10 protein-coding genes are annotated in these 10353 nt (G+C 74.3%); 4 read left to right on the top strand and 6 right to left on the bottom strand.

What is annotated here, in order from left to right; translation table 11 throughout:
• Positions 1 to 52: 52 nt before the first annotated feature.
• From EKH77_RS29075 to EKH77_RS29055, 5 genes are all read right to left on the bottom strand, one after another.
• Positions 53 to 706, bottom strand: coding sequence for a response regulator transcription factor (locus EKH77_RS29075; protein WP_126917221.1), 654 nt, complete (start codon positions 704 to 706; stop codon positions 53 to 55).
• A gap of 32 nt (positions 707 to 738) precedes the next feature.
• On the bottom strand, positions 739 to 2448 hold the full coding sequence (locus EKH77_RS29070; RefSeq protein ID WP_240667588.1) for a sensor histidine kinase: 1710 nt from the start codon (positions 2446 to 2448) through the stop codon (positions 739 to 741).
• 159 nt (positions 2449 to 2607) lie between these two features.
• Positions 2608 to 3048: an MscL family protein gene (locus tag EKH77_RS29065; protein WP_126917220.1), complete on the bottom strand. Its 441-nt coding sequence runs from the start codon at positions 3046 to 3048 to the stop codon at positions 2608 to 2610.
• A 157-nt stretch (positions 3049 to 3205) separates the two neighbouring features.
• Complete coding sequence (locus EKH77_RS29060) at positions 3206 to 3475, bottom strand: DUF1876 domain-containing protein (protein WP_126917219.1); 270 nt, start codon at positions 3473 to 3475, stop codon at positions 3206 to 3208.
• Positions 3476 to 3579: 104 nt separating this feature from the next.
• A complete protein-coding gene (locus EKH77_RS29055) occupies positions 3580 to 4314 on the bottom strand; it encodes a Mut7-C RNAse domain-containing protein (protein WP_126917218.1) in 735 nt (244 codons plus the stop codon).
• Positions 4315 to 4632: 318 nt separating this feature from the next.
• On the opposite strand from EKH77_RS29055, the gene EKH77_RS34080 reads away from it, so the two are divergent.
• The 3 genes from EKH77_RS34080 to EKH77_RS29045 are packed head-to-tail and all read left to right on the top strand — an operon-like array spanning position 4633 to position 8251.
• Positions 4633 to 4797 (top strand): hypothetical protein, encoded by a 165-nt coding sequence (locus tag EKH77_RS34080; RefSeq protein ID WP_164737895.1) that lies wholly within the window; start codon positions 4633 to 4635, stop codon positions 4795 to 4797.
• Positions 4794 to 6017 (top strand): beta-ketoacyl-[acyl-carrier-protein] synthase family protein, encoded by a 1224-nt coding sequence (locus EKH77_RS29050; protein WP_126917217.1) that lies wholly within the window; start codon positions 4794 to 4796, stop codon positions 6015 to 6017. Before EKH77_RS34080 ends, EKH77_RS29050 begins: the two co-directional genes overlap by 4 nt.
• Positions 6014 to 8251, top strand: a complete 2238-nt coding sequence (locus tag EKH77_RS29045; RefSeq protein ID WP_126917216.1) for an MMPL family transporter — start codon at positions 6014 to 6016, stop codon at positions 8249 to 8251. Before EKH77_RS29050 ends, EKH77_RS29045 begins: the two co-directional genes overlap by 4 nt.
• Positions 8252 to 8297: 46 nt before the next feature.
• Here EKH77_RS29045 and EKH77_RS29040 read toward each other — a convergent pair whose 3' ends face one another.
• Positions 8298 to 9350, bottom strand: a complete 1053-nt coding sequence (locus tag EKH77_RS29040) for an NAD(P)-dependent alcohol dehydrogenase (RefSeq protein ID WP_126917215.1) — start codon at positions 9348 to 9350, stop codon at positions 8298 to 8300.
• A 117-nt stretch (positions 9351 to 9467) separates the two neighbouring features.
• Between EKH77_RS29040 and EKH77_RS29035 the strand changes: the two genes are divergently transcribed.
• Positions 9468 to 10346, top strand: a complete 879-nt coding sequence (locus tag EKH77_RS29035) for a helix-turn-helix domain-containing protein (protein ID WP_126917214.1) — start codon at positions 9468 to 9470, stop codon at positions 10344 to 10346.
• The last annotated feature ends 7 nt before the right edge of the window (positions 10347 to 10353 follow it).

The raw sequence follows: 10353 nt of genomic DNA, 5'->3' as shown, positions 1-10353 counted from the left end.
GTTTCTTTTGTTGAAAGCCGTTCTTACCGAACTTCTTATGGCGTGGACGGCCCTACGCCCCCAGGCCCGCGTCCCGGGCCAGTAGGGCGGCCTGCACCCGGTTCTCACAGCCCAGTTTGGCGAGGATCCGGCTGACGTACGTCTTCACGGTGGCCTCGCTCATATGGATCCTGCGCCCGGCGTCGGCGTTGGACAGGCCCTCGCCGAGCAGGGCCAGTACCTCGCGCTCCCGTTCGCCGAGCTCCGCCACCCGTCGCCGCGCCTCCTCGCCCCGGGTGGCGACGGGGCCGGCGGCCAGCGAGTCCACCACGTGCCGGGTGGCGGCCGGGGAGAGATAGGCGGCGCCCGTCGCCGCCGCCCGGACGGCCCCGATCAGCTCGCCCGGCGCGGAGTCCTTCAGCAGGAAGCCGGCCCCGCCCTGGCGCAGCGCCCGCAGGACGTTGTCGGGCTCGCCGAAGGTGGTGAGGATCAGCACCCGGACCCCGGGGGCGTGCCGGCCCAGTTCACCGAGGGCCGTCAGGCCGTCGAGGACCGGCATCTGGATGTCGAGCAGCGCGACGTCCACCCGGTGCCGCCGGGCCAGCTCGACGGCCTCCCGTCCGTTCACCGCCTCCGCCACGACCTCGATGTCGTCGGCGGACGTGAGGATCATCCTGATGCCGGCCCGGATGAGCGGCTCGTCATCGGCGATGAGGACGCGGATCACCGGTGTCTTCTCCTGGGATGGTGTGCTGTTCGCTAGCTCTTGACGTGGAACTCGCGCTTGTCGGACAGTCTGCCGTCCTTGAAGCAGAAGCGGTAAACCGTGTCGACGGACAGCCCCCGGGAGTCGTCCGTGGACAGCAGCGTCAGGCAGCTGGTCCCGGCGGGGGCGGCCGGTATCTTGTCCTTGGCGTCGGAGGTGAGGAAGGACTTGCCGGACGGCAGCTTCTCCCGGACGTCCCGCTCGGAGTCGCCGACCTTGACGGACGCGTAGGTGCTCGGGTCGATCATGCCCTTGTCGACCTGGTCGATGACCTTGCCCATGGTGAAGACGGCCGCCACCACCAGGGCCACCAGGAGCAGCAGCGCGATTCCGCAGCCGAGCAGGCAGCCGTTGCTCTTCTTCGTACCCATGATGTCCTTGAACTCCTCGCGAGGGTCGAGCCGGTCGATGACCGCTCCACCCTCACCCGGGGCCCCCGCCCGGGGCTGCCGCCGGAAGTCTTCCGCCGGGTCGACGAAGGTCGCGCCGGTGGCGCTCCCTCGGGACTCCCGCGCCTCGGCCGCGTCATAGGGGAGGACGGCCGCGAGGCGGAAGCCCGCGCCGGCCGCCCCGGGGCCGGTGAAGACCATGCCGCCGACCAGCCGGGCCCGTTCCCGCAGCCCCGTCAGCCCCTCTCCCCCGCTGACCGTGTCCGCCCGGGGCTCCGCCGCCGCGGTCGGCGCCGCCGGGCCGTTGGCCACCTCCACCACCAGCGCGTCCGGCTCGTGGCGCACGCCCACGGTGATGGCGGCGCCCGGGGCGTGCTTGGCGGCGTTGGTCAGGCCCTCCTGGACGACGCGGTACCCGGCGTGATCGGTGGCGGGCGCCAGCGGCCGGGGCTCGCCCGAGCGCTCCAGGGTCACCTTCATGCCCGCCGACACGGCGGACTCGACCAGGCCCTCTATGCCCGCCACCACCCGGGAGCCGGGCCGCTCGTCCTCCGGGACGCCGTCCTTGAGGATGCCCACGACCTCGCGCAGCTCCCGCATGGCGGCCACCGACGCCTCGCGCAGCACGCCGACCGCCTCGCGCTGACGGCCGGTCAGCTCCCGGTCCACCTCCAGCGCGCCGGTCTGCACCGCGATGAGCGCGAGCTGGTGGCCCAGGCTGTCGTGCATGTCCTGGGCGATGCGCTGCCGCTCGCGCATCCGCGCCTGCCCGGCGATCATCTCGCGCTCGCGCAGCAGCTGGGCGTTGCGCAGCCGCAGGGTGTCCAGCAGGGTGCGCCGCTGCGTCCAGTAGCGCCCCGCGAGGCCGGGGAAGACCGCGGTCACCACGAAGAAGACCGTGGCGAGCGTGACCGTCCCGGCGGGCGAGAGCTCCGCCTGCCACAGGCTCAGGGTCAGATAGAGCGCGAAGGCGGCGCCGAAGGCCGTCGACGCCCGCAGCACTCCCGCGATCCGGTGCCCGGCGGACCAGCCCACGGCCATCAGCAGCAGGCTCGCGCCGCCCTCGGTGCCCCCGGACAGGGCCGACGTCGCGAGCAGCGCGGTGATCGGCAGGGCCCGGCGCGTCAGCGACAGCACCGCGGCCACCACGGCGACGGCGGCCATCCGCGGCCAGCCGTGGCCGCCCTCGGCCACCCCCGCGAGCAGCGCGAAGGCGGCGGCGAGCAGGCACTCCCCCACCAGCCTGCGCCGGCTCCACAGCCCCGGATCGGTCAGCCGCCCCGACAGTTCACGGGCCCACGATGTCGCGTTCACCCCCGCACTCTAGGCACTTCCCCCACCCCGGCACAGGCACCGAAGGTCGCTCGCGCGTGCGACGAAAGTTGATACGACCACGGACGAAGGGCCCGGCGGCCCGACGGTCCGGCAGCCCGGCCCGGCCGCCCGGCGAGGCGGGGCGGCCGGCCCCGCCCGTCAGGCCGGGCGTGCCGTGCCCGACGGCTGGTCCGTGCCGCAGTGCCGGCACTTCGCGGCCGCCGCCGGAAGGTCCTCCGAGAGGCACGCCGGGCAGGTCTTCAGCTGCCCGGGCTCCTCGAAGACGACGACCCCGCGCCGCGCCTGGACGTGCTTGTAGGGCACGACGATGAAGAAGTAGACGACGGCCATGAAGACGATGAAGTAGATCACGGCCGAGATGAAGGACCCGATGTCCAGGTAGGTGGCCCGGTTGCCCGCGCGGCCGAGCTGCCAGCCCAGCCCGAGGCCGTGCCCGCCCTGGAGCCGGGCGATGACCGGGTTGATCACGAAGTCGGTGAACGCCTTGATCAGCGTGGAGAGCGCCAGCGCGATGATCAGGCCGACGGCCACGGTGACGATGTCACCGCGCATGACGAAGTTCTTGAATCCCTTGGGCACGCCGAAAAGCTACCCTTTGCCCCACTTTTCCCCTCGTGCGGCACGGGGACGGCGCCCCGGATTCACCCCGAGGCCCACCTCGGGGGCTCGCCTAGGGCCTCGGGGGCTCGCCTCGGGCCCCCCGGGACGCGGCTGAAGGCCCGCCCCGGGACCCGCTTCACATCGCCGGATGCGCCGGGATGTGAGTGGCCTCCTCGATGTCGTGCCCGGCCTTGTCGAGCAGCTCCCGCGACAGCTTGTTCAGTGCCCGCGCCGCCGCGACCTCCTCGCCGACCCGCTGCTGCTCGGGGTCGTCGGGGTGCCTGACGGCCTTGCCCTTGGCCCGCAGCTCGGTGCCGTCCTGGAGTCTGAGCAGAGCGGCCGCCCGGGTCTTCTTCTCGATCTCGTCGAATTCGACCTCGACGTGCCAGCCAGCGATCTGCGTCATGGCGTCCTCCTCTGGCCCGCCCCTTCTGCGCTACCCCTCCAGCGTGCACCAGGCGGCCCGATTGCGACACCGGACGCAGCGGCCCCGTCAGGCCCGGAAGCCCGTCAGGCCGCCGCGGCCCCGAACTCGCGCATCGCGCCGTCGACGATCGCCTCCAGCCGCGCGTGGTGCGCGCCCCGCCAGTAGACCCGGCCGCAGGCCAGGCACTGCGCGAAGACGTCGTAGGTGTGGCGCGTGCCGTGCTCCAGGTGCTCGCGGACGGAGTCCTTGTCGGCGTCCTGGAGCGGGCCGTTGCAGGCGGTGCACCGCGTCCAGGGGGCGAGCTCGGGCGCGAACCGACCCAGGACGTCCCTCAACTGCTCCTCCGGCCGGTCGCTGTAGACGTACGCGCCGGCCCAGATCTCCCGGCGGCGCAGCAGCCCCCGGTCCCGGGAGAGCAGCACCCGGCGTTCGGCGGCGGAGAGCGCGGCCAGGGCGGGGTCGCCGATGTCCTCGCTCTCGTACGCCGCGTCGACGCCCAGCAGCCGCAGCCGGCGGGCGAGCGTGCCCAGGTGGACGTCCAGCAGGAAGCGCAGCGGCGCCCCCGGCACCTCCTGCGGCCGGGCCACCGCCTCGATCTCCACGCGCTCCCCCTCGGCCGGCACGTGCGAGACCGGCACCGGGCGCCCGTCGACGAGCAGCGGGCCCGCCTCGGTGAGCGGGACGCCGAGGGACTCCACGACGTGCCCCAGGGTGGAGACGCCGTCGGTGACCACCGGCGCGGCCGCCACCCGGCGCTCGGGGGACACGAAAAGCCGCAGTTCAGGGGCGACGCTGACAAAGATCACGGGACCGTTCACGCAGCCCAGCATGCCATCGCGCGGGGGCGTGGCGCCCCGGGTTTTCCGGGCCGCCGGGGAGCCGCCCCCGCGCCGCCCGCCCGGTCGGCGGGACGGTCGGCGGGACGGCCTCGGGACAGCCTCGGAACGGTCGGCAGGACGGGTGACTCGCCCGTGGGCCGCGTGCGTGTCGCCGGTGGCCGGGCCCGTCGCCGGTGGGACGCTGCTGCGCACCAATCAACCGGAAAAGAGTCCTATGGCATCAGACGAACGGTATGTCTGCTGCCCGGTGTCCGGAGTCCGGTCCCGATGTCCGGTCCCGATCGAGGAGAACGATCGATGGAAACCGCGTACGACCTGATGACCCGTCTGCTCACCGACCACTTCGGCGTTCCCGGGGAGCGGATCGCCCCGGACGCGACCTTCGAGGAGCTCGGCATCGGCTCCGTCGCCAGGGTGGAGCCGCCGGCCCCGGCCGCCGCGCCGGTCCGGCCGGGACGGTGAGCGAGCGGGAGGTCGCGGTCACCGGCATCGGCATGGTGACCCCGGCCGGCATCGGCCGCGAGGCGACCTGGGACGGGCTGTGCGCGGGCGTGGGCCTCGGCGCCCACGACGACGAACTGGCCGGGCTGCCGGTGGACTTCTCCTGCCGGGTGCCGGGCTTCGACGGCGGGGCGCTGGTGGGCCGGCAGGTCGCCTGGCGCAACGACCGCTTCATCCACCTGGCGCTGGTCGCCGCGCGCGAGGCTGTGGCCGACGCCGCGCTGGACCCGGCGACCTGGGACGGCGCCCGGGTGGCTGTCGTCATGGGCGTGGGGGGCAACAGCGCCGATTGCTGGGGCCGGGAGTACGGGAATCTGGCCGAGGGCCGGATCGAGGCCATCTCCCCCACCGCCCTGCTGCGCTCGCTGCCCAACATGGCCGCGGGCGAGATCTCCACGGACCTCCGGGCGCTGGGGCCGTGCCTGACCACGTCCACCGCCTGCGCCTCGGGGGCGACGGCGATCGGTACCGCCCGCGACCTGCTGCGCTCCGGCGCCTGCGACATCGCGATCGCAGGGGGCGCCGAGTGCGCCCGGCTCCCCATGGCCTCGGCCGCCTTCCACCGGATGCGGGCACTCTCGGGGCGCCGCCACGACCCGGCCGGAGCGTCCCGGCCGTTCGACGCCGAGCGCGACGGTTTCGTGCTGGGCGAGGGGGCGGCCGTGCTCGTCCTCGAGCGGCCGCGGGACGCCCGTGCCCGGGGTGCCCGCACACGTGGTGTGCTGTCCGGCTACGGCGCCTCCAGCGACGGTCGTCACCCCACCTACCCCGCCCCCGACGGCGCCGGCGCCCGGCGGGCCCTCGAGGCCGCGCTCGCGGACGCCCGCGCCGGCGTCGACGAGGTCCACCACGTCATCGCGCACGGCACCGCCGCGCCGGTCACCGACCAGGTGGAGGCGACCCTGCTGTGCGCGGTGTTCGGCGCTCCGCCACCGGTGACCTCGCTCAAGGGAGTGATCGGTCACTCGCTCGGCGCCGCCGGGGCGATCAACGCCGCCTGTACGGTCCTGGCCCTGGAGCGGCAGCTCGTCCCGCCCACCGCCAATCTCGACCGCCTCGACGACGGGATCGACCTGGACGTGGTGACGAAGGTGCCCCGGCGGCACCGTATGGCCGGCGCGATCAGCAACGCGTTCGGCCACGGCGGCCAGAACGCCGTCCTGTTCTTCCGGTCCACGTGACGCCCCCGGGAGACCTCGACACCGCGGCCCTGACGCCGGGCCCCCTCGGCGCCGGGGCCCCTCCGCACACGCGCGGCCCCGCGACGGACCGGCCGCGCCGGGTGCGCCCGTGGCTGGTTCCCGCGGCGGCCGCCGTGCTCACGCTGCTGCTGGCGGCGGTGGGCGCGGGCGCCTCCGGGCGGCTGGCCAACGGCGGCTACTTCGCCTCCGGTACGGAGTCGGCGCGCGCCGACCGGATACTGGCCGACCGCTTCGGCGCCGGCACGCCCGACCTCGTCCTGCTCGTCCGCGCCGAGGGCGGCGTGGACGACGAGCGGGCGCGGGAGGAGGGACTGCGGCTGACCCGGCGGCTCGCCGAGTCAGCCGGGGTGGCGAGCGTCCGGTCGTACTGGGCGGGCGAGGACGCGGGGCTACGGGCCGAGGACGGCTCGGCGGCGCTGGTCACCGCCGATCTGGCGGGCGGCGACCGGGACGCGACCCGCACCGCCGAGGCGCTCGTGCCCGGCCTGACCGGCACTCACGGGGCGCTGACCGTCTCCGCGACCGGGTCCGCGTGGGTGAGTGTGGAGGCGAAGCGGTACAGCAAGCCGGATCTGGTACGGGCCGAGCTGGTGGCGGCCCCGCTGACGCTGCTGCTGCTCGTGATCGCGCTGCGGTCGCTGGTGGCCGCGCTGGTGCCGCTCCTGATCGGCGTGGTCTCGGTCGTCGGCACGATGGCGGTGCTGCGGCTGCTCACCTACGCCATGCCGGTGTCGGTCTTCGCGATGAACCTCACCAGCGCGCTGGGCTTCGGGCTGGCCGTGGACTACGGCCTGTTCCTCGTCACCCGCTACCGGGAGGAGCTGCGCGCCGGCCGGCCTGTCGAGGCCGCCGTGCGACGCACGGCGCGCCGCGCGGGGCGTACGGTCCTGGTGTCCGCCTGCGCGGTGGCGCTGTCGATGTCGGCCCTGCTGGTGCTGCCGCTGCCCTTCCTGCGGTCGATGGCCTGCGCGGGCATGGCCGTCGCGCTGTTCTCGGCGGCCGCGGCCACGCTGCTCGTACCGCCCGTGCTCGCCCTCCTCGGCCGCCGGATCGACCGCTGGGACCCGTCGCGCCCGCTGCGCCGGGGCCGGGCGGCGGGGCCGCCGCGCCCGGACAGCCCGTTCTGGCGGCGCGTCGCGCGGACGGTGACCGGGCGGCCGCTGTGGTTCGGCGGGGTGTGCGCGGCGGTTCTGCTGCTGATGGCCTCGCCCTTCGCCCATGTGCGTTTCGGGTTGTCGGACGACCGGATGCTGCCGGTCGGTGCGGAGGCGCACCGCACCGCCGACGCGATCCGCGCGGGCTTCGCCTCCCCCGCCGACCGCACGCTCGCGATCGTGCTGCCGGACGTGGACCCGGTGCGGGACGCGGCGGCGCTGCGGGCGTACGAGCGCGACGTGTCGGACCAGCGGTCGGTGCGCTCGGTGGGCTGGGCCCGGTCGGGGGCGGGCGCGGGGTCCGGCAAGGGCGCGGTGCTGCTGGTGGCCGGGGCGCGGGAGCCGTACGCGCGGGGCGCACAGGACCTGGTGCGGACGCTGCGCGCCCTGCCGGGCCCGCCGGGCGAACACCTGGTCACCGGGCGGGCGGCGCTGCTCGCCGACACCAAGGACGCGGTGCGGGCCCGGCTGCCGCTGGCGGCGGGCATCGCGGCGGTCACGACGTGGCTGATGCTGTTCGTGCTCACCGGCAGCGTGGTGCTCCCCCTGAAGGCGCTGCTCATCGGCGCGCTGAGCCTGGGCACGAGCTTCGGGGCGATGGTGTTCGGCTTCCAGGACGGCCATCTGCGGCGCGTGGTGGGCGACTTCACGGCCACCGGGACGGTGGACATGACGATGCCGCTGCTGCTGTTCGCCATCGCGTTCGGGCTGGCGATCGACTACGAGATCTTCCTGCTCTCCCGGGTCAGGGAGCACTATCTGCTGACCGGCGACAACCGGGGAGCGGTGGTGGAGGGCGTCGCGCGGACCGGGCGGCTGGTGACGACGGGCGCGCTGGCGGTGGCCGTGGTCACGGGGGCGCTCGTCACCTCCGGGGTGACGCAGCTCAAGCTGCTGGGGACGGGGCTGGCCACAGCGGTGCTCGTCGACGCGGTGCTGGTGCGGGGGGTTCTCGTGCCGGCCTATTTGACGGTGGCCGGGCGGCTCAATTGGTGGGCGCCGCGGTGGGTCGCGCGGCTGCACGGCCGGTTCCGGCTCGTCCTGGAGCGGGGGCGCTGAGGCCCGCTCGCGCGGCGGCCCGGGCGGGCCGCCGCGCGTGCCGGCGTCAGATCGTCTGCGCGTCTATCACGAAGCGGTACCTCACGTCGCTCGTCAGGACCCTTTCGTACGCCTCGTTGATCCGGTCCGCGTCGATCAGCTCGATGTCGGCGGCGATGCCGTGCTCCGCGCAGAAGTCGAGCATCTCCTGGGTCTCCCGGATGCCGCCGATCATCGACCCGGCGAGGGTGCGGCGCCGGCGGAAGAGGGAGCCGGAGACGACCGGCAGCGGGTTCTCGGGGGCGCCGAGCTGGACCATGACGCCGTCGGTGCGCAGCAGGCCCAGGAAGGCGTTGAGGTCCAGGTCGGCCGAGACGGTGTTGAGGATCAGGTCGAAGCCGTCCGCCAGGGCCTCGAACGTGGCCGGGTCGGACGTGGCGTGGTAGTGGTCGGCGCCCAGGCGCAGGCCGTCGTCCTTCTTGCGGAGGGACTGGCTGAGGACGGTCACCTCGGCGCCCATGGCGTGGGCGATCTTCACCGCCATGTGGCCCAGGCCGCCCAGGCCGATGACGGCGACCTTCTTCCCGGGGCCGGCCTGCCAGTGGGCGAGGGGTGAGTAGACGGTGATGCCCGCGCACAGCAGGGGCGCGGCGGCGTCCAGAGGGATGCCGTCGGGTACGCGCAGGACGTAGTTCTCGTCGACGACGATGTGCGTGGAGTAGCCGCCCTGGGTGAACTCGCCGTCGCGGCCGGTGGCGGCGTAGGTGCCGACCGGGCCGCTCGCGCCGGTGCAGTACTGCTCCAGACCGGCCCGGCAGTTGTCGCACTCGCGGCAGGAGTCGACGAAGCAGCCGACGCCGACCCGGTCGCCGGGCGCGTGGCGGGTGACCCCGGCGCCGACCTCGGCGACGACGCCCGCGATCTCGTGGCCGGGCACGATCGGGAACGTCTCGTGGCCCCACTCGCCGCGCACGGTGTGGATGTCGGAGTGGCAGATGCCGGAGTACTTGATCTCGATCAGGATGTCGTGCTCGCCCAGCGCGCGGCGGGTGACGGTGGTGCGCTCCAGCGGAGCCTTGGGAGCGGGGGCCGCGTATGCGTGGACAGTGGTGTGGGTCATGCCTCGATCCTGCGGTCCGTCTCGTCCGGTAACCAGGACTCGGCTGGAAGTACGCTTGCGGTTCCTACCACTGGCAGGGTCACCCTCCGTCCGGCGCGCCCCCGCATACTGGTGGGTATGGATCAGCGCACCGAGCTCAGCGAGTTCCTCCGCTCCCGCCGCGCCCGGCTGCGGCCGGAGGACGTCGGGCTGACGCCGTACGGGGGCAGGCGGCGGGTGCCGGGGTTGCGGCGTGAGGAGCTGGCGCAGCTGGCCGGGGTGAGCGTCGCGTACTACACGCGGCTCGAGCAGGGGCACGGGCAGAACGTGTCCGCCTCGGTGCTGGAGGCGATAGCCGGTGCCCTGCGGCTCAGCGAGACGGAGCGGGATCACCTCGGTCGTCTGGTCAGGCCCGTCCCGAGCCGCTCGCGGGCCGCGCGCCCGCAGCGCGTCCGGCCCACCCTGCAGCAGCTGCTCGACACCATGGAGGGCGTCCCGGCGTACGTGCTGGGGCGGCGGACGGACGTCATCGCCTGGAACCGGCTGGCCTGCGCGCTGCTCGGCGACTTCCCCGCCGTGCCGCCGCAGCGGCGCAACATGATCCGGCAGCTGTTCCTCGACCCCGCCGCGCGCGAGCTGTACGTGGAGTGGGAGGCCAAGGCGGCCGACCTCGTCGCCTGTCTGCGGCTGGAGGCCGGGCGCCATCCGGACGACCCCCAGCTGGCGGCCCTGGTGGGCGAGCTGTCCGTCAAGAGCGAGGAGTTCCGGCGCCTCTGGGCGGCCCACAACGTGCGGGACAAGGGCCACGGCGTGAAGCGGCTGCTGCATCCCCTGGTGGGCGAGCTGACCGTGGCGTGCGAGACGTTCGTCCTGCCCGCCGATCCGGACCAGGTGCTGGTGACCTATCACGCCGAGCCCGGCTCGCCGTCCGCCGAGTCGCTGCGGCTGCTGGCCAGTTGGACCCTGGAGGCCGCTCCGGCGGAGCATTCGGCTTCCGTGACGCGACCCGGCGCTTAGTCGGCGC

Source organism: Streptomyces luteoverticillatus, assembly GCF_003970715.1.
Lineage (GTDB): Bacteria > Actinomycetota > Actinomycetes > Streptomycetales > Streptomycetaceae > Streptomyces > Streptomyces abikoensis.
Note: the sequence above shows the minus strand (reverse complement) of the source record. Positions and strands in the feature narration are given on the sequence as shown.